17 protein-coding genes, 1 tRNA gene and 1 pseudogene are annotated in these 24,111 nt (G+C 41.8%); all 19 read left to right on the top strand.

All coding sequences use genetic code 11. From position 1 onward, the window contains the following. The first annotated feature begins 202 nt into the window (after nt 1–202). Entirely contained in the window at nt 203–5,134 is a 4,932-nt protein-coding gene (locus DXB52_RS01090; RefSeq protein WP_118106293.1) for a glycosyl hydrolase family 95 catalytic domain-containing protein, read from the top strand. A gap of 219 nt (nt 5,135–5,353) precedes the next feature. After that, nucleotides 5,354–6,928 carry an ABC transporter substrate-binding protein gene (locus tag DXB52_RS01095; RefSeq protein WP_117960612.1) on the top strand — a complete coding sequence of 525 codons (1,575 nt, stop codon included), beginning with the start codon at nt 5,354–5,356 and terminating at the stop codon, nt 6,926–6,928. Then, a complete protein-coding gene (locus DXB52_RS01100) occupies nt 6,925–8,613 on the top strand; it encodes a dipeptide ABC transporter ATP-binding protein (RefSeq protein ID WP_117960610.1) in 1,689 nt (562 codons plus the stop codon). Before DXB52_RS01095 ends, DXB52_RS01100 begins: the two co-directional genes overlap by 4 nt. Then, nucleotides 8,594–9,580 (top strand): ABC transporter permease, encoded by a 987-nt coding sequence (locus DXB52_RS01105; protein ID WP_117960608.1) that lies wholly within the window; start codon nt 8,594–8,596, stop codon nt 9,578–9,580. Before DXB52_RS01100 ends, DXB52_RS01105 begins: the two co-directional genes overlap by 20 nt. A gap of 67 nt (nt 9,581–9,647) precedes the next feature. Beyond that, nucleotides 9,648–10,475, top strand: a complete 828-nt coding sequence (locus tag DXB52_RS01110) for an ABC transporter permease (protein ID WP_243004762.1) — start codon at nt 9,648–9,650, stop codon at nt 10,473–10,475. A gap of 106 nt (nt 10,476–10,581) precedes the next feature. Further along, complete coding sequence (gene yedF, locus DXB52_RS01115; RefSeq protein ID WP_117960603.1) at nt 10,582–11,193, top strand: sulfurtransferase-like selenium metabolism protein YedF; 612 nt, start codon at nt 10,582–10,584, stop codon at nt 11,191–11,193. Nucleotides 11,194–11,306: 113 nt separating this feature from the next. After that, on the top strand, nt 11,307–12,377 hold the full coding sequence (gene selD, locus DXB52_RS01120) for a selenide, water dikinase SelD (protein ID WP_117960601.1): 1,071 nt from the start codon (nt 11,307–11,309) through the stop codon (nt 12,375–12,377). 93 nt (nt 12,378–12,470) lie between these two features. Next, entirely contained in the window at nt 12,471–14,018 is a 1,548-nt protein-coding gene (gene selA, locus DXB52_RS01125; protein ID WP_242995872.1) for an L-seryl-tRNA(Sec) selenium transferase, read from the top strand. 35 nt (nt 14,019–14,053) lie between these two features. Further along, nucleotides 14,054–15,985, top strand: coding sequence for a selenocysteine-specific translation elongation factor (gene selB, locus DXB52_RS01130; RefSeq protein ID WP_117960599.1), 1,932 nt, complete (start codon nt 14,054–14,056; stop codon nt 15,983–15,985). A 26-nt stretch (nt 15,986–16,011) separates the two neighbouring features. Continuing rightward, nucleotides 16,012–16,947 (top strand): selenium metabolism-associated LysR family transcriptional regulator, encoded by a 936-nt coding sequence (locus DXB52_RS01135; protein WP_117568501.1) that lies wholly within the window; start codon nt 16,012–16,014, stop codon nt 16,945–16,947. Between the two features lie 151 nt (nt 16,948–17,098). Continuing rightward, nucleotides 17,099–18,226 carry an aminotransferase class V-fold PLP-dependent enzyme gene (locus DXB52_RS01140; RefSeq protein ID WP_117568502.1) on the top strand — a complete coding sequence of 376 codons (1,128 nt, stop codon included), beginning with the start codon at nt 17,099–17,101 and terminating at the stop codon, nt 18,224–18,226. A gap of 19 nt (nt 18,227–18,245) precedes the next feature. After that, complete coding sequence (gene yedE, locus DXB52_RS01145; RefSeq protein WP_117568503.1) at nt 18,246–19,343, top strand: YedE family putative selenium transporter; 1,098 nt, start codon at nt 18,246–18,248, stop codon at nt 19,341–19,343. Nucleotides 19,344–19,356: 13 nt separating this feature from the next. Beyond that, a complete protein-coding gene (locus DXB52_RS01150; RefSeq protein ID WP_117497832.1) occupies nt 19,357–19,560 on the top strand; it encodes a sulfurtransferase TusA family protein in 204 nt (67 codons plus the stop codon). A 66-nt stretch (nt 19,561–19,626) separates the two neighbouring features. Then, entirely contained in the window at nt 19,627–20,466 is an 840-nt protein-coding gene (locus DXB52_RS01155) for a threonine/serine exporter family protein (protein WP_242987504.1), read from the top strand. After that, nucleotides 20,466–20,912, top strand: a complete 447-nt coding sequence (locus DXB52_RS01160; protein ID WP_117497834.1) for a threonine/serine exporter family protein — start codon at nt 20,466–20,468, stop codon at nt 20,910–20,912. Before DXB52_RS01155 ends, DXB52_RS01160 begins: the two co-directional genes overlap by 1 nt. Beyond that, a complete protein-coding gene (locus tag DXB52_RS01165) occupies nt 20,913–21,149 on the top strand; it encodes a putative Se/S carrier protein (RefSeq protein WP_015528306.1) in 237 nt (78 codons plus the stop codon). Between the two features lie 272 nt (nt 21,150–21,421). Continuing rightward, entirely contained in the window at nt 21,422–22,579 is a 1,158-nt protein-coding gene (locus tag DXB52_RS01170) for an FprA family A-type flavoprotein (protein ID WP_118106295.1), read from the top strand. 131 nt (nt 22,580–22,710) lie between these two features. Then, nucleotides 22,711–22,806: transfer RNA gene (locus DXB52_RS01175), tRNA-Sec, on the top strand. Nucleotides 22,807–22,824: 18 nt separating this feature from the next. Then, nucleotides 22,825–24,064 (top strand): annotated as a pseudogene (gene hydF, locus DXB52_RS01180) ([FeFe] hydrogenase H-cluster maturation GTPase HydF). Nucleotides 24,065–24,111: the final 47 nt, after the last annotated feature.

Here is a 24,111-nt window from a genome sequence, read left to right on the forward strand (position 1 = left end):
AATGTATATTCTGTGAAACGCATAAATAAACAGTGGCAGCAATGCAAACAACAGAGGTTACAGGAGCTGTTGAAATATAAAAGAAGCGGAAGGAGGTTTATGCAGGCAGTAATGTCTGTGAAGTTGTGATTTGCAAACGAATGTGAACACAACGCAGGGACAGAAAGAAAACTGTTCACTTAAAAAACTAGGAGGCAAAAGCATGAGAAGAAGGTTAAAAAAACTTATCGGAATTACAACAGCTGCAGCAATGGCTGTTTCGTTAGTTCCGACAACCGTTTTTGCAGAGGAACCGGTGGCGGCTATCGCAGAAGAAACTGCAAAGAATGATAATCTTTTGAGAGTCTGGTATGATGAACCGGCAACAGATTGGCAGACACAGTCACTGGCAATCGGAAATGGCTATATGGGAAGTCTTGTATTCGGCGGCATTAATAAAGACAAGATCCATATTAATGAGAAAACTGTTTGGGAAGGTGGACCGACAAGTTATAATGGCTATAGTTATGGTACAACAAACAGAACAGAGACAGATGCAGATCTTCAGAAGATCAAAGATGATCTGAATGCGATCCGTGAGAAACTGGATGATAAATCAGAGTATGTCTTTGGATTTAATGAAGATTCCTATGAGGCAAGTGGAACCAATACAAAAGGTGAGGCAATGGATTGGTTGAACAAGCTTATGGGAGATTTGGTAGGATATAGCGCACCGAAGGATTACGCAAACCTGTATATCTCCAATAATCAGGATTCTTCAAAAGTGTCCAATTATGTCAGAGATCTGGATATGCGTACAGCCTTGGCAACTGTAAACTATGATTATGAAGGTGTTCATTATACAAGAGAATACTTTGACAGTTACCCAGATAATGTAATGGCAGTACGTCTGAGCGCAGACAAGAAAGGAAAGATCAGCTTTGATACAAATCTTCAGAGTCTGATCGGAGGAAGAACTCATAAGAGTACAGTTGACGGTGACACAATCACAATGCGTGATGCATTAGGTGGAAACGGATTGAACATTGAAGCACAGTTGAAAGTTATCAACGAGGGAGGAAGCCTTTCTTCAAATGCTAATGGTTCAAATCCATCCATCACAGTATCTGACGCGGATGCAGTTACATTGATCTTTGCATGTGGTACAGACTACAAGATGGAGCTTCCGAGTTTTCGTGGAGAGGATCCACATGATGCGGTTACAGCAAGAATCAATGCAGCAGCTAAAAAAGGATACGAAGCACTGAAAGAAGACCATGTAGCAGATCATTCTGCATTGTTCTCCCGTATGGAATTAGGATTTAACGAAGAAGTTCCTACAATTCCTACAGATGAACTGATCAAAAAGTACCGTAACATGGTAGACAACAATGGTGGTGAAATTCCTACAGAATCCGAGCAGAGAGCTCTGGAAGTAATCTGTTACCAGTTTGGACGTTATCTGACAATCGCCGGATCAAGAGAAGGAGCTCTTCCGACAAACCTTCAGGGTGTCTGGGGAGAAGGATACTTCCAGTGGGGTGGAGATTACCACTTCAATATCAATGTTCAGATGAACTACTGGCCGACACTGGCAAGTAACCTTGCAGAATGTCAGATAGCATACAATGATTACCTGAATGTTCTGAAAGAGGCCGGACGTTATGCGGCAGCAGCAGCTTTCGGTATTAAGAGTGATGAGGGAGAAGAAAACGGATGGCTCGTAGGATGTTTTAGTACACCATATATGTTCTCAGCACTTGGACAGAAAAACAACGCAGCCGGATGGAACCCAATCGGTTCTGCATGGGCACTTCTGAATGCATATGAGTACTATCTGTACACAGAAGACACAGATTACCTGAAAAACGAATTGTATCCATCTCTGAAAGAAGTTGCAAACTTCTGGAATGAGGCTCTTTACTGGAGTGAGTATCAGCAGCGTTACGTATCAGCTCCTTCTTACTCACCGGAGAACGGACCGATCGTAAACGGTGCATCTTACGATCAGCAGTTTATCTGGCAGCACTTTGAGAATACAATTCAGGCAGCAGAGACATTAGGTGTTGATGCAGATCTGGTTGAACAGTGGAAAGAAAAACAGTCCAAACTGGATCCAGTCTTAGTTGGTGACGACGGACAGGTAAAAGAGTGGTATGAAGAAACACATTTCGGAAAAGCACAGGCAGGAGACCTTGGTGAGATTGATATCCCACAGTGGAGACAGAGCCTTGGCGCACAGAGTGGAGGAGTACAGCCACCGCACCGTCATCTGTCACATCTGATGGCATTATATCCATGTAATATGATCAGCAAAGACAATCCGGAATTCATGGATGCAGCAATCGTATCCCTGAACGAAAGAGGCCTGGATGCAACAGGTTGGTCAAAAGCACACAAACTGAACCTTTGGGCACGTACAGGACACTCTAATGAGGCATTCCAGATCGTACAGTCCGCAGTTGGTGGCGGAAATTCAGGATTCCTGACAAATCTTCTCTCATCACACGGTGGAGGAGCAAACTACAAAGGATACCCGATCTTCCAGATCGATGGTAACTTTGGTTATACAGCAGGTGTAAATGAGATGCTTCTTCAGAGCCAGCTTGGTTATGTACAGTTCCTGCCGGCAATCCCAGAGCAGTGGAACACAGGACATGTAGAAGGTATCGTTGCAAGAGGCAACTTTGAGATCGACATGAACTGGTCAGAAGGTAAAGCAGATCGTTTCGAGATTACATCAAGAAATGGAAATACATTTACAGGCGAATATGAGAATATCGCAGCTTACGAAGTGAAGAAATCTGACGGAACAAAGGTAGAGACAACAGTTCACTCAGACAACAAGATTTCCTTCCCGACAGAGGTGGGAGAAACTTACACAATCGACTTCCATTCAACACCTGAGAAACTTCAGGGCGTGATCGATCAGGCGAAAGAGCTTGCAGCAAAGATGGACGATGAACTTCTTGCTGATCAGAAAGCACATCTTGAGGAATTGATCGAGGCAGCAGAGAAGGTTGTAGAAGAAGAGAAATCTGATGAATATTACAATCATTCACAGATCCTTCTCAAAGCAATCAAGGTTGGAGAAGCTGCAATTACATTAAAAGATTCCTACTATGCAGCAGAAGAAGTATATGAAGGAAGAGACGTAAACGAAGATTGGGCAAGCTATATCAATACAGCAGCAGATCTGGACAACCAGTTAGATGCAGCAATAGAACTTCTGAAAGACAAAGAATGCACAGTTACTGAGCTGAATCTGATGAAGAAGAGTGTTGATGAGGCGAAAGATGCACTTCTTGGAATTTGGGATAAATTGATAGTAACAATTAAACCAACGGATAAGGAAATGCTCGGAGCAGAAGATAAAGTTGCGATTTCCAGCGAGTTTGATGATCTTCAGATCAGATATACGATCGATGGAAATGAGCCAACATGGTTCTCAGAGGAATATACAGAACCATTTGCAATGACAAGATCCAAAGAAACAGTAAAAGCAGCATTGTTCCTTGGAAGACGTCAGATGAGTGAAGTGGCTTCAGCGGAATATATCAGCAAGGAAGCACTGAATGTAGAAGACAGCATTGAAAAAACTTATAAATCTGTTACAGACAACGGAACATCAGGTGACAGTGAAGGTTTAGCAGGTGCGCTTGATGGAAAACATAATGGTACAGCTTGGCAGTTGCAGAACATTCCGGCAGAGCTTGAACTTCAGTTTGCAGAGCCTGTAGAAGTAAATGCGGCAGAAGTAGCATTAGACAATTACATTCCAGATTATATGGATATCAAAGATATGGATATCGAATACTGGGATGGAAACAAATGGGTTGCCGCAGTCGAAGGAGCATCTATCGATGGACAGTCCAGAGTATTCTTATTCGATAGTTTTAAGTCTGATAAGGTTAAACTTAGAATTAATAAAGCATGGCTCTATGATTATTATCATAACTATGGTTGGTATACAAGCATTGATGCATTCCGTCTGTTTAATCTGAATGATGTAATAACAACAGACAAGAGTTCATTAGATATGGTAATCTCCGTAGCGCAGAAAAATATAGATGCCGGAGAAGTAGATACAGCTATCGAGAGCGTAAGAGAAAGCTTTACAGCAGTATTTAATTATGCGAAAGATGTAAGTGCTAATGTTCAGTCAAGCCAGGCAGTAATCGACAATACAACAATCGCATTGATCGAAGAAATCCAGAAGCTTGGATTCAAGGCTGGAGATAAGACAGATCTGCAGAATCACTATACATTATACAGTGCATTAGATCTTGATCAGTATATTGATGGAGCAGAGAAAGATGCATTTGTAGAGGCACTTGAGATTGCAGGAAAAGTGCTTGTAGATGGAGATGCATTAGAAGAGGATGTTGTAGTAGCAGACCAGAAACTTCTTGATGCAGCAGAAGCACTTGTTAAGAAGGGAGATAAGACATCTCTTCAGAAACTGGTAGACTCCACAGCTGATTACAAGAAAGAGAACTATCTCAGCGCAGGATGGAATACATTCGAAGTAGCACTTGAAGCAGCAAAGAAAGTACTTGCAGATGAGTCCGCAACACAGGAAGATGTAGACAAGGCAAAAGCAGTTCTTACAACAGCAATGACAGGACTTCGCTACAAAGCAGATAAGTCTGTACTGGAGGAAATCATTGGAAAAGCAAAAGCAATGGATCTGACAGGATATAGCGCAGAAAATGTTGCACTGTTCAATGCAGCTTTTGCTAAAGCAGAAGCAGTTATGGCAAACGAAGAACTTTCAGTTTACGAACAGCCAATCGTTGACGCAGCAGTTCTTGATCTGCAGAACGCAATGAAAGCTTTGAATGATGAGAAAGATAATGCATCAAAACCATCCGACCCATCAAAACCGTCGAACCCATCAAAACCGTCGAACCCATCAAAACCGGGAAGTGGAAATGGAAACGGTGCTACAGGATCTGACAAGAATAATGGATCAGGTTCTGATGGAAAACATCAGGCAACAACAGCAGGTAAGCAGAATGGCGGAAACACAGTGAGCGGAACAAACGGAAAAGCAACTAAGACAGGTGATGTTACACCGATCATTCCGGCGGCAGCAGGTGTTATTCTTTCAATGGCAGCAATTGTTGTTGTACTGAAAAAAAGAAAAAGATAATAAAAAAGAATCAAGAAGTGGAACAGAAATCAGGAATGGTGAAATTCAGAAAACAGTAACACGGAAAGATTCGTGAGAGATGAGAGGACTTTTTTGACGAAGTCCTCTCTTTTTGAGTGATTAAGAGATTCTATATCCCCCTACCTGGCTTGTGGATTTATTCTATTTCTTATACAATAAATTGCATTGAAAGAAAATAGACAGCGTGAGGAGAAAACGATGAAACGAAGAAAATTATCACGAGTGCTTGCAACAACATTAGCTGTATGCATGTTGGCAGGTGGTGTACTTACAGGCTGTGGAAGCAAATCAGACAATGCAAATAATAAGACTACACAAAGCGGGTCTACACTAATCTATGGAAGTAATGATTACACAAGGATCAATCCGGCTATTGATGAGCATGGAGAGATTAATTTGCTTCTGTTTGATGGTCTGACAGCACATGATGAGAATAATGAGGTAGTACCGGGACTGGCAGAATCCTGGGAGTTGGATGACGCGACAAATACTTATACATTCCATCTTAGGGATGATGTAAATTGGCAAGATGGAGAGAAATTTACAGCAGAGGATGTTGAGTTTACGATCAAAGCAATCATGGATCCGGACAATGAATCAGAGATTGCTTCTAATTACGAGGATGTTACAGCAATCAATGTGATCGATGATAAGACGATCTCTTTTACACTTCAGGATAAGAATGTGGCATTTCTCGACTATATGACAATTGGTATCCTTCCGAAACACTTACTGGAAGGCAAGGATATGCAGACAGATGAATATTTCCATAATCCAATCGGAACGGGTCCGTATAAGATTCAGGAGTGGGATGAAGGACAGAGTATTACACTTGTAAAGAATGAGGATTATTATAAAGGAGCTCCGAAGATTGATACAATCGTGTTTAAGATTGTACCGGATGATAATGCAAAGGCACTCCAGTTAAAATCCGGTGAGATCAATCTGGCAAAGGTGACACCAAAAGACGCACAGAATTTCGTGGATGATGATGCTTTTACAGTATATGATATGAAGACAGCGGATTACAGAGGCATCCTTTATAACTTTAATAATGAATTCTGGCAGAGAAACAAAGATGCGATTCCGGCAATCAGTTATGCGATTGATCGTCAGAAGATGGTGGACAGTGTTCTTCTGGGAGAAGGTGTTGTAGCTTATGGTCCGCTTCAGAGAAATAAATATAATAATGAAGATGTAGAGAAATACTCTTATGATCCGGCAAAAGCAAAAGAAGTGTTAGAAGCGGCTGGCTGGACATTGGGAGATGACGGAATCTATGAGAGAAACGGAGAGAAGCTTTCTTTTACAATCAATGTGATGGAAGGTGATCAGGTGCGCGCAGATCTTGCGGCTATCGCATGTCAGCAGCTGAAAGAAGTTGGAGTTGATGCAAAAGCACAGGTTCAGTCAGAAATCGACTGGGCAAATCAGGAAGCATTTTTGATCGGATGGGGAAGCCCGTTTGATGCTGATGACCATACATATAAAGTGTTTGGTACAGATAAAGGAAGTAATTACAGTGGATATTCCAATGAACAGGTAGACACTTACCTGACACAGGCAAGACAGACAAGTGATGAGAATGAGCGAAAAGAAGCATATGCGAAGTTCCAGGTTGCACTTGCAGAAGATCCGGCATATACATTCTTCTGTTATTGCGATGTAGATTATGTGACGAATAAGAAAATCCAGGGAATTACAAAGGATACAGTTCTTGGCCATCATGGTGTTGGAATTTTCTGGAATGTAGAGGATTGGACAATCGAATGAAAATAGAAGAAATACTGGCAGTGAAGCATTTGTCAGTTGAATTTCAAACTTCAGATGGAAAGAAACAAGTAGTAAAGGACGTCTCTTTGTCGTTAAGACAAGGGGAGGTCCTTGCTCTTGTTGGAGAGTCAGGATGTGGAAAGACTGTACTGTGCCGATCAATTTTGAAATTACTGCCAAAGAGTGCATCTGTGACAGGTGAAGCCATTCAATATAAAGATCAGAACCTGATCGGATATAATGAAAAAGAGATGCAGCAGATCCGAGGACAGGGAATCGCGATGGTCTTTCAGGATCCACAGAGTACGTTAAACCCGACGATGACAGTTGGAAGTCAGATGGAAGAGGCTATTTTGTTGCATGAAAAAGCTTTAAATCAGAAGAAAAGAGAGAAAGATTTCGAGAAAAATAAGAAGAAATCAGCAAAAGAGCGGGCAATCGAACTGATGAAGCTCGTTGGGATCAAAGACGCAGAGCAGCGTTATGATCTATATCCGTATCATTTTTCAGGTGGAATGCGTCAGAGATGTGTGCTTGCAATAGCACTTGCCTCAAATCCAAAGCTTTTAATTGCGGATGAACCGACGACAGCTTTGGATGTGACAATTCAGGCAGAGATTCTGAAACTGTTGAAAAAATTACAGAAAGAATTGAATTTAAGCATTCTGTTTATCACACATGATCTCGGAGTTGTTGCTCAGATCGCAGACCGGGTTGCTGTAATGCAGGATGGAAATATCGTGGAATTGGAAGAAGCAAAACAGCTTTTCACAGCTCCAAAACATTCTTATACAAAGAAATTGCTTCATGATCATCCTTATTATATGCATAGAAATGAATCAAAATTAATAAGTGAATCAGAATTGCATGAAAAACTGGTAGAAATCTCACATTTGTCCTACTTCTATCCTTTAGATAGAAAAAGGGTGTTTCAAGCGGTGAAAGATGTGTCCTTTGAGATAAGAAGAGACGAGATTTTTGGACTGGTAGGTGAGTCAGGATCTGGAAAGTCAACGGTTGGAAAATGTCTGATGGGAATTCTAAATCCGGAAGCAGAAACATTTTCTTATGATGGCATAAATCTTCTTGATAAAAAAGCAAAAAAGAAAAATGCAAGAAGACTGCAAAAAGAGCGGCAGATGATCTTTCAGGATTCAACATCTTCCTTAAACCAGAAAATGAAGGTTGAGAAGATCCTTGCAGAGCCATTGGAAATACATAAAGTATTTTCTGACAAGAAAGAACAACATGATTTTTTATGTGAAATGATGGAAGAAGTGGAATTGCAGGAAGAACAGCTTCACGTGTGGCCACCGGAGTTGTCAGGCGGACAAAGACAGAGAGTTGCAATCGCAAGAGCATTTGCAATGAAGCCGAAGCTCTTGATCGCAGATGAACCAATTGCTTCGCTGGACGTAACTACACAGGCACAGATGGTGAAGCTGTTTCGGCATTTACAAAGAGAACATGACTGTGCAATCCTTTTTATTGCGCATGATCTTTCAATGGTGCGTCTGTTGTGCGACCGTGTCGGAGTGATGAAGGATGGAAAACTTGTGGAGATAGGAGAAACCGAGCAGGTGTTTGAACATCCGCAGCATTTATATACGAAGAAACTTCTGGAGGCGATTCCGATTCCGGAGATTTTAGGAGAGGAGCAGAGTGATGAAGAAACAATGGCTTAGAAAAATCGGACTGATCTTGCTATCTGTTTTTGTACTCTCACTTCTTGTGTTTGTAATGTCGCGGCTGGCACCCGGGGATCCTCTGGTTTCTTATTATGGAGAACGTGCGGAGAGAATGTCGGTGGAAGAACATGAGCATGCAATGGAACGACTTGGATTAAACGAACCCATCCCTGTTCAGTATGTGAAATGGCTTGGAAATGCTTTTCAGGGGGAGTTTGGAATCTCGTATAAATATAAGCAAGATGTTCTTACGGTGATCGAGGGACGTTTAGTCAATACATTATTGCTTGGCGGAATTGGTTTTATCCTGACATTTGGACTGGCACTTTTGCTTGGAATTTTCTGTGTGTATTATGAAAATCAGCTTCCAGACCGGATTTTGCGTAAGGTGGGAACAATCACAAGCTGTATTCCGGAATTCTGGTTGTCACTTATATTGATTTTGATTTTTAGTGTGAATCTAAAGCTCCTTCCGGGAAGTGGGGCATATGATCTTGGCCAATCGGCAAATCCGTTGAGCAGATTGACGCATCTGATTCTTCCGCTGACAGTTGTTGTGCTGAGCCACCTTTGGTATTATGCGTATCTGATCCGTAACCGATTGTTGGAAGAAACTAGAAAAGACTATGTTTTACTGGCAAAGGCAAAAGGAATGTCACGAAAAAGAGTATTGTTCTTTCACTGTGTGAAAAATATTATGCCATCGTTCATCAGTCTGATGGCAATTTCACTTCAGCATGTGATCGAAGGGACGTATATCGTGGAAATGGTATTTTCCTATCCGGGAATCGGAACGCTTTCTTTTGAAAGTGCAAAATATCATGACTATAATATGCTGATGGTGCTTTGCGTATTTACCGGTATTTTTGTTATTGCAGGAAATGTGATCGGACAGTCTGTCAGTGAATGGATCGATCCAAGAATGAAAGAAATTAAAATGACAGGAAAGGCAAGTCAAATATAAGGTGGAGAAGATGAGAAAAGCTGAGAAGAATAATAGTTCATCCGAAAATAGAATAAGGACATTCAAAATGAATGATTTTGGAAAAAACAAGTCTTTTGTAATTGCCGGAAGTATTCTTGCAGTCATCGTATTTGCCTGTGTTTTCTGTCGTTTCTTTATGACGAAAGACCCTACATACATGGATCTGGAGAACTGTAACATTTCACCGAATAAAGAGTTCTTTTTTGGAACGGATACGATGGGAAGAGATATTTTCTCAATGATTTTATATGGTGGTAGAATCTCGCTGTTTATCGGTTTGATATCAACCGTGTTATCGACTACAATTGCGGTGATCTACGGATCCTTCAGTGGAATCGCACCGGAGTGGATTGATGAACTGATGATGCGTTTTACAGAAATTTTATTGAGTATCCCTTCCATTCTGTTAATTATCTTTCTTCAGGCACTGGAAGGAAAGAACTCGGTTGTTGCAATCACCATAGTAATTGGTCTTACCAGTTGGATGAATATCGCAAAAATGGTACGCACCGAGGTGCGACAGCTCCGTGAGAGTGAATATCTGATTGCTGCAAAATGTATGGGTGGGAGTTTCTGGCATATTTTACATGTGCATTTGCTGCCGAATTTTGTTTCGTCAATTATGTTTATGGTCGTGATGAACATCAGAAGTGCAATCATAGCAGAGTCAACATTGAGCTTTCTTGGGATTGGTCTTCCGATGGAAATCATTTCCTGGGGGAGCATGCTCTCACTTTCTGAAAAGGCATTGATGACAAACTCCTGGTGGATCATTCTGATTCCGGGAATCGTGCTTGTGATCACATTATTGTGTATTACGGAACTGGGAGAAGCTTTGCGTAAAAATGTGAATCAGAAAGAAGGAAATTTATAGAGAATTCCTATAGAATGGTTTGATTCAACATAGGAAAAATGTTATACTGAAAAACAGAAGCCTGAGGCAAAATGCCTGAACGAATAAGTAAAGGAGAGCGATAAAAATGGTGACAGTAAATGCTATGGGAGACAAATGTCCACTTCCGGTAATTAAGACAAAGAAAGCATTAGATGCTTTGACAGCTCCGGAGACAATAGAAGTTCTCGTTGATAATGAGACAGCAGTGGCTAATGTGACAAAGATGGCACAGAGTACAGGCGCAACAGTAACACAGGAGAAGCTTGGAGAGAATGAATATAAAGTGACAATTCAGGCACTTGCAGGAGAGGGAACTCAGACTGCACCGGCGGGTGCGGTTTGCGATTGTGTTCCAACAGGGGATACAGTAGTTGTGATTTCTTCTGACAAGATGGGAAGTGGAAATGATGAGCTCGGAAAAGTGCTGATCAAAGGTTGCATCTTTGCAATCACACAGCTTGATGAGCTTCCAAAGAAGATGATCTTCTACAACGGTGGCGCTAAGATCACATGTGAAGGATCTGACTCTCTGGAGGATCTGAAGAATCTTGAAAGCCAGGGCGTTGAAATCGTGACTTGTGGGACATGTCTGGATTATTATGGACTGAAAGACAAGCTTGCAGTAGGAACAGTTACAAATATGTATGACATTGTCGAGTCTATGAATCATGCAGGTAAGATTGTGAAACCTTGTTAGAAACATAGGAACAGTTACAGTAATTTGAAAATGTGATGGGAAAGCTGCTGCAACAGCTTTTTCGTATATCGAGGGAATTGTTTTGAAAAAGTAATCGAAAGGAAGTGAGCGAAATGAGTAAGGGACTCAAAGAGATTCATCTGACACAGATGACAAAGACAGCTGGTTGAGCGGCCAAAATCGGTCCTGAGACCCTTGCCCAGGTTCTGGGTAAGCTGCCTAAATTTTCCGATGAGCGTCTGCTTGTCGGTGTTGAGACATCAGATGATGCCGCAATTTATAAAATATCGGATGAGACTGCCATGATACAGACACTGGATTTCTTCACACCGGTTGTGGATGATCCGTATCTGTTCGGACAGATTGCAGCGGCGAACTCCTTAAGCGATGTATATGCAATGGGAGGAGAGCCGAAGGTTGCATTGAATATTGTATGTTTTCCAAATTGTCTGGATCCGGAGATCTTAGGTGAGATCTTGCGAGGCGGAGCAGACAAGGTGTTAGAGGCAGGAGCCGTTCTAGTCGGAGGTCATTCGGTGCAGGATGATGAACCGAAATACGGACTCTCGGTAACAGGCTTCGTTCACCCGGATAAGATTTATAAGAATTACGGGTGTCAGCCGGGAGATGTGCTGGTTCTGACCAAACAGCTTGGAAGTGGTATTGTGAATACAACAGTGAAAGCACAGATGGCTTCTGAAGCAGCCGCAGATGAAGCTGCGAAAGTGATGGCTTCATTGAATCAGAAAGCGAAAAGAGCAATTGAGAAACACACGATCCACGCATGTACAGATGTGACGGGATTTGGATTGCTGGGACATTGTACAGAGATGGCCGAGGCAAGTGAAATGACTTTGGAATTATATCCGGAGCAAATTGAATATATGACAGAAGCGATTGCATATGCAAGAATGGGGCTCGTTCCGGCAGGAGCATATAAGAACCGGGAGTTTGCAGCAGAAGGCTTGGATACAGGAGATGTAGAAGAGGTCTATTTAGATCTGATCAGTGATCCGCAGACTTCAGGAGGACTTCTTGTCAGTGTCCCAGGAGAAGAATTAGATTGTCTGTTGGCAGACTTTGAGGCAGTGGGAATGGAAACGAAAGTTTCAGTTGTAGGCTGCGTCAAAGAGAGGCAGGGAAAGCTCATCCAACTAAAAAAAGGAAAAATGGAAATGCTGTAAGAGATTTCTTGTTACTGTTCACAGTGTGCTGTGAACGGTAACGGTTTCTTGCGGCATTTCGCTGTAGAAAGAGAAAATAAGGAGCAGCAGTAGTTGGAAAAGTCAGATCAGAATAAGAAAAGAGAAAATTTACAGAAAGAAAAGAATCAGATCTTTCGCCTGCTTCCGCGAGTAGATGACTTGATGAAGAAAGAAAATGTTCAGAGACTGGCAGAGAAAGAAGGATATGAGCGTGTTCTCGGAGCAGTCAGAGATTCTGTGGAGAATCTGAGAAATGAAATCTCACAAGAAATCAAAAAGGGAATCAGTGAGCAGGAAGCAAAAGAAATGATTCGGAAATTTCTGTATGAGATAGAATCAAGTTCAAGGAAATCAGAAGTGAACCATCTTCTGGAACAAGAACAGAAAAAGGAGATTCAACCGGTTTATAACGGAACAGGAGTAATCCTTCATACCGGGCTTGGACGTGCACCGCTTAGTCATGAGATTGCGGAAAAACTGAAATCAGTTGCAGAGAATTATTCCAGTCTGGAATATGATCTACAGACTGGAAAACGTGGAAACAGGACCGGATATGCAGAAGAATTGCTTTGTCAGATCACAGGAGCAGAAGCGGCAATTGTTGTGAATAACAATGCCGGAGCTGTACTTCTTGCCTTGAGTGCATTGACAAAAGGCGGAGAAGTGATCGTCTCCAGAGGAGAACTTGTTGAAATCGGAGGGAAATTCCGTATTCCGGAAGTTCTTGAATTAAGCGGTGCTATTTTGAAAGAAGTCGGGACAACCAATCGTACAAGGATAGAAGATTATAAAGCAGCAGTCAGTGAAAAGACGAAAGCATTTTTGAAAGTCCACACAAGTAATTACAGGATTGTCGGGTTTACAGAATCGGTAAGTGCAGAAGAATTGTATGAATTAAGTAATGGCCTGATAGAGTGCACGCAGGAATTGTCACCTGAAATCTTCGAGAATCATACAGAACGAAGCAGAATTCCTGTGATTGAAGATCTAGGCAGTGGCGTACTTATAAATCTGGAGGAATATGGTTTATCCAAAGAACCAACCGTACAGGAAGAAGTAAAGGCCGGTGCAGATGTTGTTTGTTTTAGTGGGGATAAACTATTTGGTGGAGCACAGGCCGGAGTCCTTGTCGGAAAGAAAAGATATATTGATCAGATGCGTAACCATCCGTTGCTTCGGGCTCTTCGAGCAGATAAATTTACATTGACAGCGATAGAAGAAGTATTGAAATGTTATCTGGATCAGAAAGAAGCGGTTCAAAAGATTCCGACCTTGAGAATGCTGACAAGACCTGCGGAGGAAATAAAAGAGAAGGCAAGAGTCTGTGCTGATAGATGGAGTCAAGAGGGAGCGTTGGTTCAGATTCAAGTGGAAAAATGTATTTCTAAGGCAGGCGGCGGAGCACTTCCCGAAACAGAGATTTCAAGTTATGGAGTAACATTGGAAGCAAACGAGATTACCGTTGAAGAATTAGAAAGCAGGATGAGAAATCTCTCAATTCCGGTAATCGGAAGAATAAAGGAAGGGCGTTTCCTTCTGGATATGAGAACTTTCCCGGAAGAAGGAATCGAATATCTGGCGACACAGATCAGACATGTTATGGAAAGAAAACAGAACTGAGAAAGAAAACAGTATTAAGAAAGGGACTGCATTAGATGGAAAGACATGTGATCATCGGAACAGCCGGACATATCGATCATGGGAAGACAACACTGATCAAGACATTAACGGGAAGAGATACAGACCGTCTGAAAGAAGAGAAAGCACGTGGAATCACAATTGATCTAGGGTTTACATGGATGGATCTGACAGACGGAGAGCGTGTCGGAATCATTGATGTTCCCGGGCATGAGAAATTTATCTCTAATATGACTGCAGGTGTGGTAGGAATGGACCTTGTTCTTCTTGTAATTGCTGCAGATGAGGGGATTATGCCACAGACAAGAGAACATCTGGCAATTTTACGCCTTTTGGGTGTTGAGAATATCCTTGTTGTTTTGAATAAATGTGACCTTGTGGATGAGGAATGGCTGAAGATGGTAGAACAGCAGATCTGTGAAGAAATGCAACAGATGTTTACAGTAGGTCAGAGAAATGATCAGGCAGAAGATAAGCTGGAATATAAGGTGGACATTGTACGTGTTTCAGCAAAATCCGGAGCTGGAATTGAAGAATTAAGAAGTCAAATCCTGAAATGTGTAAAAAAGCAGAAAGAAATGTGGAAAACTCCTGCATTGCCAAGACTTCCTGTGGACAGAGTATTTTCAATGAAAGGAAGCGGAACGGTTGTGACGGGAACACTTCTTGGCGGAAAAATTCATTCGGGAGATCGGGTGATGGTCTATCCACAACAAACTTCGTGCAGAGTCCGTGGAGTTCAGGTGCATGAGCAGGAAGCAGAAGTTTGTGAAGCAGGTCAGCGGAGCGCACTGAACTTGGTTCAGACGGATCGAAGACAGAGCAGCGATGGGAAGTTTGTGTATCGAGGAAATGTGATCGCACCGGAAGGAAGCATGAAAGTCAGCCACTATGTGAATGCAAAACTGACACTTCTTCCTCAGAGTAAAAGAAGTATTGAACACCAGACTCGATTACATTTTTATAGCGGAACAACAGAAGTTCTGTGCAGAGCAGTTCCGCTGTCCTGTGAGAAAGTTGAACCGGGAGAATCAGCCTATGTCCAACTAAGATTAGAAGAAGCTGCTGCGTTTTGTCCGGGGGACCGGTTTGTTATCCGGTTTTATTCACCACTCGAGACAATCGGTGGAGGAATTATCCTTGAAATGGGAGAAAAAAAAGAGCGAAAATATCATGATGGGGTTTTACAAAGACTGGAACTGTTGGAAAACAATCTTTGGAATCAAGAAAATAAGTGTTCAAAGGAAATCCCAGATCAAGAAAAGAGCCAGCAGGAACAGATTTCTTTAGAAAAGAGAATTATGGATGAATTGGAAAGCTGGTTGTCTGCTCATCCATATCGAAGAGGAATGCCAAAGACAGTTCTTTTCAATCAGATCAGCAAAGGGAAAAAAGAGCAGAACCGGGAAATTCAGAAATGTCTTATACTATTGGAGGAACATGGAAATGTCGGTTGTATAAGGTTGCAACAGGAAAATTCTGGTATAGAGCTGATTTCTCCGGAGGGATATAAAGTAAAAGAGACGGAAGAAATTTCTAAGTTAAGAGAAATTTTTGCCAGTCAATCAGAGGAGAATAACGTTTTCTTTTTGAACAAAGTGGAATTGGAAACATTTTTTGAGTCAGCAAAAAAAACGAAAAAGAAAAGTGGAATACAAAGTCAGGATGAATTGATGGAAATTCTGAATTATATGCAGGAAGAAAACGAAATTACAGAGGTTTGTGAGAGTGTTTATACAACAACAGAGATTACGTTTAAAATCAGAACAGAAGTAAGTTGTATGTTATCCGTGTCTAAGGTGATTACACTGAGTCAGGTGAAAGAAGTATTTCAGACGAGCAGAAAAAATGCCAGATTGATTTTTGAATATACAGATCGAATCGGATTTACAGCAAAAGAAGGTGCACAGACAGAACGCTTGGCAGGAAATAAATTACAAAGAGAATAAATCAGAGGAAAGCAAGGGGAGAGTGAATGAACTTAAAACAACTGGAAGCATTTGTGAAAGTAGCAGAAACAAAAAGTTTTTCGGAAGCGGCAAAGCAGTTATTTCTTACGCAGCCAACTGTTAGTGCACATGTGTCTGCATTAGAAAAAGAGCTGAAGACCTGTTTCCTTATAAGAAATACAAGAGGAGTTGAGCTGTCAGAGAATGGAAAAGAGCTTTATGCTTATGCGGTACAAATGCTTGAAATCGAAAAGACAATAAAAGGGCGGTTTGGAAAAGAAATAAAACCGGAGGGAAATGTACTTCGTATTGGTGCTTCAACCGTACCGGCGCAATATATTCTTCCAAATGTAATGTCTACATTTCATGCAGAATATCCTGGTGAAAAATTGAAGCTTTTTGAGACAGACAGCGAAGGTGTTATCGATATGATTCTTTCCCATCATATTGATATTGGATTTACAGGAACCGTGATCGAGAAAGGAAACTGTAAATATCTTCCATTTTATGAAGACGAATTAGTTGTGCTTACTCCGGCAAATGAGAAATTTGTTGAAAAGCTTTGTGGTGGACAAATATTGGCGGATTGGATCATGGACGAGCCGGTGATCTTAAGAGAAGAAGGATCCGGAACAAAGAAAGAAGCAGAAAAAATGCTGGCAGAACAAGGGATTGATATGAAGAAACTGAAGCTTGCAGCATTGATGGAGAATCAGGAGACAATCAAAAGATCTGTAAGTAAAGGGATGGGAGTTACGATTTTGTCTAAACTTGCGGCAGAAGAGGAATTGAAAAATGGAACACTTCTGGCTTTTCCACTGGGCAGTCAAGGTGGAAAGAGAATGATCAACCTTGTCTATGATGCAGAATATCCGTTGCTTCCGGCAGCAGAGCGTTTTATAAAGATGATAAAGAGAATGTATTTGAAGAAAGAAAATACAGGGATAGGTGAATGCAAATAACACGCCCTATTTATAGAAAAAGCCTATAAATAGGGCAGATCCATTACGGATTCCTATTAGACGGAAACAGAAAAGAGAAGTATACTATAACTAGTGATTTGTATCTAAAAAGTAAACGATATAAACACATACAGAAAGGAAGAGAAGCCCTATGATCTACATGGATAATGCGGCAACTACATTGCAGAAACCGGAAGAAGTAAAAGAGGCGATTCTCTATGCTCTCGAGCATATGGGTAATGCAGGGAGAGGCGGAACAGAAGCTGCACTTGATGCTTCGAGAAGTATCTATGCAGTAAGGGAAAAGCTTGCAGATTTTTTCAATGCAGAAAGTCCGACAAGAATTGCATTTACTGCAAATTCTACAGAGAGTCTCAATATTGCATTGAAAGGTTTGTTTCAACCGGGTGATCATGTGATCACGACAGTACTGGAACATAATTCAGTATTGCGTCCGCTGTACTGGTGTCAGGAACAGGGAGTAGAGCTTACGATTCTAAACTGTGATGAAAAGGGAAATCTGTCATATGAAGAGATGGAGAATGCGGTGCGGAAAAATACAAAAGCAATTGTGTGTACCCATGCTTCAAATCTAACGGGAAATATGATCAATCTGAAACGGGTAGGACAGATTGCATCAGAGAAGCATATTTTGTTTGTTGTGGATGCTTCTCAGACAGCAGGTGTTTATCCGATTGATGTGCAGGAACTTGGGGTTGATGTATTGTGCTTCACAGGACATAAAGGTCTGCTTGGACCGCAGGGGACCGGAGGACTTTATGTTAGGGAAGGTGTGGAAATTCGTCCGCTTCTGTGCGGAGGAAGCGGCGTGGATACTTATAACATGCATCACCCATCCCAGATGCCGACGGCACTTGAGGCCGGAACTCTTAATGGGCATGGGATTGCAGGACTTGGCGCAGCAATTGATTATCTGAACCGTACAGGAATTGATGTGATCCGCGAGAAAGAACTCCATCTGATGCGCAGGTTTTATGATGGGATTTCTCAGCTCCCGGATGTGAAAGTCTATGGAGATTTTACAGCAGAGGAAAGAGCTCCGATCGTGACTTTCAATCTGGGAGATTATGACTCTTCGGAAGTCAGTGATGAATTGAATGAAGTTTATGGGATTGCGACCAGACCGGGAGCACACTGTGCACCACTGATGCACAAAGCACTCGGTACAGTAGAACAGGGAGCTGTCCGCTTCAGTTTCTCTCATTACAATACGGAAGAAGAAGTTGATTTTGCAATTCGTGCGATAAAGGAGTTGTAAAGAAAGAGAGGAAGAGAAAATGAATTTATTTGATTCAAAGAAGAAACTGGGAATCGCCGGTGTCGTAATGGGTCTGGTGGCAGCAACACTTGCTTATTTTGGTAACCCAGCGAACATGGCAATCTGTATTGCGTGTTTTGTGCGTGATACAGCAGGAGCACTTGGACTTCATTCCGCAGAGCCGGTACAGTATGCAAGACCGGAGATCATAGGAATCGTCCTCGGTGCATTTATTATTTCAATTGCGACAAAAGAATATCGTGCAACAGCAGGATCTTCCACAATCGTACGTTTTGTACTCGGAATGATTCTTGTGATCGGAGCACTTGTATTCCTTGGATGTCCGCTTCGTATGGTGATTCGTATGTCAGCCGGAGATCTGAATGCATGGGTAGCACTGATCGGATTTGTACTTGGTATTGCTACAGGCGTGTTTGCACTGAAGAAAGGTTTCAGCCTTGGGCGTGCACATGTGACAAATAAAGTGAGCGGAAGTGTACTTCCACTTCTTATGATCGGAGTACTTGTACTTGCACTTGGAACAAATCTTTTAAAGAGTAGTACAGCAGGTCCTGGAAGTATGCATGCACCAATCATTATTTCTCTGATCGGTGGACTTCTCTTTGGAGCATTTGCTCAGAAATCAAGAATGTGTTTCGCAGGAAGTATCCGTGATATCATTCTTATGAAGAACTTTGACCTGATCACAATCATTGTAGGATTCTTCGCAGTTATGCTTGTATACAATATTGCAACAGGACATTTTGTTCTTGCATTCAATACACCTGGAGTGATCGCTCACTCCCAGCACCTGTGGAGCATTCTTGGAATGTATGCAGTAGGATTTGCAGCAGTTCTTGCAGGAGGATGCCCACTGCGTCAGCTTGTACTTGCAGGTCAGGGATCATCTGATGCAGGAGTAACAGTGATCGGTATGTTTGCAGGTGGAGCACTTGCACATAACCTTGGTCTGGCAGCAAGTGGAACAGCACTGAATGCTGAGACAGGTGAGATCGTAGCCGGAGCTGTTCCGCCAGCAGGTAAGATCGCAGCAATTATTTGTATTATTGTATGTTTTGTAATCGCATTTACAAACAAGAGAAGCGAAGCAAAATAAGGAGAAAATAGTTATGAGAGAAGTAGATGCAAGAGGATTATCTTGTCCGGAACCATTGATGCTGACAGCGGAAGCGATTAAAAGTGACAGTAGTCCGGTAAAGGTTCTTGTGACAGAACCACATCAGAAAACAAATGTGGAGAAATTTGCAAAGGATCACGGAAAGAAAACAACAGTAGAAGAAATCGAAGATGGATTTGCTGTTGTGATCGAGTAAAATGAAATAGTAAAAAGCCTTGCTCCCTTTACTGAATGTGAATTTGGTAAAGGGAGTATTTTAGTAATGAAAAATGTTTTCTATTTGTCTGGTTTCGGTTATAATAAAAGAGTTGAGAAAAAAGGAAAGTGTGAGGATAACAGCATGTATATTTCAACAAAATATCTGCATGTATTTCTTGATATCGGAGATGCGCTGCTTTCAAGTGGGGCGGAGATATTTCGTGTAGAAGATACATTGAACCGTATGGGATATGCATGCGGTGCAACACAGATGAATGTGTTCGTGATCACATCGAGTATTGTTATTACAATGGAATTTCCAGAAGAAAATGTACGAACTCAGACAAGGAGAATCCGAAAGACCGGAGGAAATGATTTTGAGAAGCTGGAGAAATTGAATCATTTGAGTAGACAGTTTTGCCAGAATCCTATGTCTCCTGAAGAACTCAGGGAAGTCTTCGATCAGATTGACAAAGTTGTTCCGACACAGACAGGAAAACTCGCAGGGAGTATTCTGGCAGCTTTTAGTTTTGCGCTTTTCTATGGAGGAAATCTTTGGGATGCATTACTGGCCGGATTAGCAGGCATCTTAATCTGGGGAGCACAGAGACATATAAGAAAGTATTGCATGAATGAAGTGACGTTTCAATTTGTGGCATCATTTCTTGCGGGATGTTTTATTTGTGTTATGGCGAGGCTTTTTCCGGCTCTGCACGTGGATAAGATTATGATTGGTGATATTATGTTATTGATCCCGGGATTGATGGCAACAAATGCGATTCGTGATATATTGATCGGAGATACAATATCTGGGGTTATGCGTTTTATAGAGGCGATGCTTCTTGCAGCAGTGCTTGCACTTGGATTTATCGGAGCAATATTTCTGATTGGGAGGATTGGTTGATGACGTATATTGTTCAATTATTTACAGGTGCAGCGGGTTCGGTTGCATTTGGCATATTGTTTCATATGAAGAAGAAACACCTTCCGTTGGCGGCACTTGGTGGTTTTCTGGGCTGGCTGCTATTTATCATCTGCAGAGAATGCTGGGGTGGTGTGTTTTTTCCAACACTGGCAGCAGCTTTTGGAATCGACTTATATGCGGAGATACTTGCACGTAGTTGCAGGAGTACTTCGACGTCATTTTTTGTAACATCGGTGATTCCGCTGATTCCCGGAAGCACACTTTATTATTGCATGAGAAGCGTTGTTGAGGGGGATTTACATCAGGCGTGGAATTATGGAAGAGATACATTTTTATATGCACTAGGGATTGCGGCAGGTATGAGTATTGCCTGGGCAATCTGTGATTTTTTGAGAAAGATAAAAGGAAAACAGGAGATCTCATAAATGCGAAAGAAAGAATTAAAACTTGTGGTGACATTTCACACAACTGCGGATGCGATGGCAATGGAAAAAGCATGTAAGGCAGAGGAGGTACCGGGCAGGCTGATTCCGGTGCCAAGAGTAATCTCGGCCGGTTGTGGACTTGCCTGGGCGGCACCGCTTGAGGCGGTAGAACAGATCAAGCATGTAATGCAGGAAAAGGGGATTGAGAGAGAAGAACTTCATGAGTGCATGGTCTGATCTTTGGATTCAAGGCAAAATGTGCATATTCTGTGTTGAACAGTGGAGTGATAGATATGGAAGTGAACAGTAACATGTTTTCAAAAAAGAAACGAGAATATGAGAATGAACGTTGATTCTGAGGGCGGTTTGCGCTATACTCTATTCAGTAATAAAAGAAAAAAGGTTACTGTTCACACGAGAGTGTACAGTAACGAAAAAAGTGCTGCTCACAGATCAGTGGGAGCGGTAATGAAAAGACTGCTGATAGTTCGGCAGAGAAGGAGCATAATATGAGAATTACAGATGACATTTTATATGTAGGTGTAAATGATCACAACATTGATTTATTCGAGGGTCACTATATTGTGCCGAATGGCATGGCTTACAATTCCTATGTGATCAATGATGAGAAAATTGCGGTTATGGATACAGTGGATGCAGCTTTTGGCGATGAGTGGCTGAAGAATATTGCAGATGTATTGAATGGAGCAACACCTGATTACCTGATCGTTCAGCACATGGAGCCGGATCATTCAGCAAATATTCAGAAATTTCTGGAAGTATATCCGAATACAAAGGTGGTTGGAAATGCAAAGACATTTACAATGATCGGAAACTTTTTCCGTGACCTGAAACTTGCAGACGAGAACAAGCTGGAAGTGAAGAATAAAGATACACTGACACTTGGAAAACATGAGCTTACATTTGTATTTGCACCGATGGTACATTGGCCGGAGGTAATGGTAACATACGATAGCAAGGATAAGGTTCTTTTCTCTGCGGATGGATTCGGTAAGTTCGGAGCGCTTGATGTAGAGGAAGACTGGGATTGCGAAGCACGCCGTTACTATATCGGAATTGTTGGAAAATACGGAGCACAGGTTCAGAATCTTTTGAAGGTTGCAGCAACACTGGATATTCAGATAATCTGCCCACTGCATGGACCGGTTCTTACAGAGAATCTGGAGCATTACATTGGACAGTATAATACATGGTCTTCTTACGGAACAGAGTCTGAAGGCGTTATGATCGCTTATACATCTGTTTATGGAAATACAAAGAAGGCAGTGGAACTTCTTGCTGAGAAACTGAAAGAAAAAGGGTGTCCGAAAGTTGTTGTTACAGATCTTGCCCGTGAAGATATGGCTGAGGCAGTGGAAGAGGCGTTCCGTTACGGTAAGATCGTTCTTGCTTCAACAACTTATAATGGAGATGTATTCCCGTTCATGAAGACATTTATCGAGCACTTGACAGAACGTAACTATCAGAATAAGACAATTGGTCTGATCGAGAACGGATCCTGGGCTTCTATGGCCGGTAAAGTGATGACAGGAATGTTTGAGAAGAGCAAAAACATCACATGGCTTGAGACTTCAGTAAAGATCATGTCTTCTATGGATGATCAGAACAAAGCAGACATTGAGAAGATGGCAGAGGAATTGCTGTAAGTAATTGTGATTTACAGGAAAGAAAGATTCTGTTAGGATAGAATCAGGTAGCGGAGCGGATGACCAGATATCAGCTGGCGTTTGCTCCGTTTCTTGATAAATATATCAACAACAGAATGTCAAAGCATTATGGAGGCAGAAGAGTAACTGGTGTGCTTCCTGGTCTTCAAAACCAGTGTGGGGCGTGGTACGTCCCGGGTGGGTTCGATTCCCACATGTCTCCGCCAAAAGAAAGGAAAAAGAATATGGGTATGAATCAGACGCCGGTGTCCGAACGAGTGCACATCGGCTTTTTTGGTAAGCGGAATGCTGGAAAATCAAGCGTGATGAATGCGGTAACAGGACAGGATCTTGCGATAGTTTCTGATGTGAAAGGAACAACAACGGATCCGGTTTATAAGACAATGGAACTTCTTCCGTTGGGTCCTGTTGTGATGATGGATACTCCTGGAATTGATGATGAAGGTGAACTGGGTGAACTTCGTGCGAAGAAGAGCTATCAGGTGTTGAATAAGACAGACATTGCTGTTGTTGTGATTGATGGAACGTGTGGTGTCAGTGAAGAAGATCTCAAGATAACAGAGCAGATTCAGAAAAAGAACATACCTTATATAATAGTACTGAATAAATGTGAACAGTTTACACAAGAAGATGAGAGATTGCGGGTACAGGAAAATACCGCAAGTTATTTAAAAACAGAGAAAGAGAAGATTCTTCTTGTAAGTGCAGCGGATAAAAGCGGAATTTATGAGCTGAAGGAAGAACTTGGAGCGTTGAAAGGAAAGGAGGAGGAAGAACGAAAGATTGTTGGAGATCTTCTTGAACCATCCGATTTTGTAGTGCTTGTTGTGCCAATTGACAGTGCGGCACCAAAGGGACGTCTGATTTTACCACAGCAGCAGACGATTCGAGATATTCTCGATGCGGATGCATCTGCAATCGTTGTGAAAGAAACGGAACTTACAAAAACATTAGCTTCACTTGGAAAAAAGCCAAAGATGGTTATTACAGATAGCCAGGTTTTTGGAAAAGTTGCGAAAGATACACCAAAAGATATTTTACTGACATCCTTTTCTATTTTATTTGCAAGATATAAAGGGAATCTGGAAACGATGGTGCGTGGGGTAAAAGCACTTGATAGTTTAAGAGACGGCGATAAAGTCCTGATCAGTGAGGGGTGCACGCATCATAGACAGTGTGATGATATTGGTACGGTGAAGATTCCACGCTGGCTGAAAGAGTATACAGGGAAAGAACTTATAATAGAGACTTCTTCAGGAACAGAATTCCCAGATGACCTTGGTTCATACAAAATGATCATTCATTGTGGAGGGTGTATGCTGAATGAACGCGAAATGAAATACAGGATCAGTTGCGCACAGGATCAAGATCCCGATTGCAAACTATGGAATGGTGATTGCATATATTCATGGAATATTGAAAAGGAGTCTGAGTCCATTTCCGGAGATAGAAAAACTCTTATAAAAGTAAAGAATGCGTTGCTGGTCGCACATCGTGTGAACAGTAACAAG

It is taken from the genome of Ruminococcus sp. OM04-4AA (assembly GCF_003462585.1).
GTDB lineage: Bacteria > Bacillota > Clostridia > Lachnospirales > Lachnospiraceae > Mediterraneibacter > Mediterraneibacter faecis.

Bases quoted from the DNA above. Each gene is read 5' to 3' on its own strand.
- DXB52_RS01090 (WP_118106293.1), top strand. From the start codon at position 203: ATGAGAAGAAGGTTAAAAAAACTTATCGGAATTACAACAGCTGCAGCA.
- DXB52_RS01095 (WP_117960612.1), top strand. From the start codon at position 5,354: ATGAAACGAAGAAAATTATCACGAGTGCTTGCAACAACATTAGCTGTA.
- DXB52_RS01100 (WP_117960610.1), top strand. From the start codon at position 6,925: ATGAAAATAGAAGAAATACTGGCAGTGAAGCATTTGTCAGTTGAATTT.
- DXB52_RS01105 (WP_117960608.1), top strand. From the start codon at position 8,594: ATGAAGAAACAATGGCTTAGAAAAATCGGACTGATCTTGCTATCTGTT.
- DXB52_RS01110 (WP_243004762.1), top strand. From the start codon at position 9,648: ATGAATGATTTTGGAAAAAACAAGTCTTTTGTAATTGCCGGAAGTATT.
- yedF (WP_117960603.1), top strand. From the start codon at position 10,582: ATGGTGACAGTAAATGCTATGGGAGACAAATGTCCACTTCCGGTAATT.
- selB (WP_117960599.1), top strand. From the start codon at position 14,054: ATGGAAAGACATGTGATCATCGGAACAGCCGGACATATCGATCATGGG.
- DXB52_RS01135 (WP_117568501.1), top strand. From the start codon at position 16,012: ATGAACTTAAAACAACTGGAAGCATTTGTGAAAGTAGCAGAAACAAAA.
- DXB52_RS01140 (WP_117568502.1), top strand. From the start codon at position 17,099: ATGATCTACATGGATAATGCGGCAACTACATTGCAGAAACCGGAAGAA.
- yedE (WP_117568503.1), top strand. From the start codon at position 18,246: ATGAATTTATTTGATTCAAAGAAGAAACTGGGAATCGCCGGTGTCGTA.
- DXB52_RS01150 (WP_117497832.1), top strand. From the start codon at position 19,357: ATGAGAGAAGTAGATGCAAGAGGATTATCTTGTCCGGAACCATTGATG.
- DXB52_RS01155 (WP_242987504.1), top strand. From the start codon at position 19,627: ATGAAAAATGTTTTCTATTTGTCTGGTTTCGGTTATAATAAAAGAGTT.
- DXB52_RS01160 (WP_117497834.1), top strand. From the start codon at position 20,466: ATGACGTATATTGTTCAATTATTTACAGGTGCAGCGGGTTCGGTTGCA.
- DXB52_RS01165 (WP_015528306.1), top strand. From the start codon at position 20,913: ATGCGAAAGAAAGAATTAAAACTTGTGGTGACATTTCACACAACTGCG.
- DXB52_RS01170 (WP_118106295.1), top strand. From the start codon at position 21,422: ATGAGAATTACAGATGACATTTTATATGTAGGTGTAAATGATCACAAC.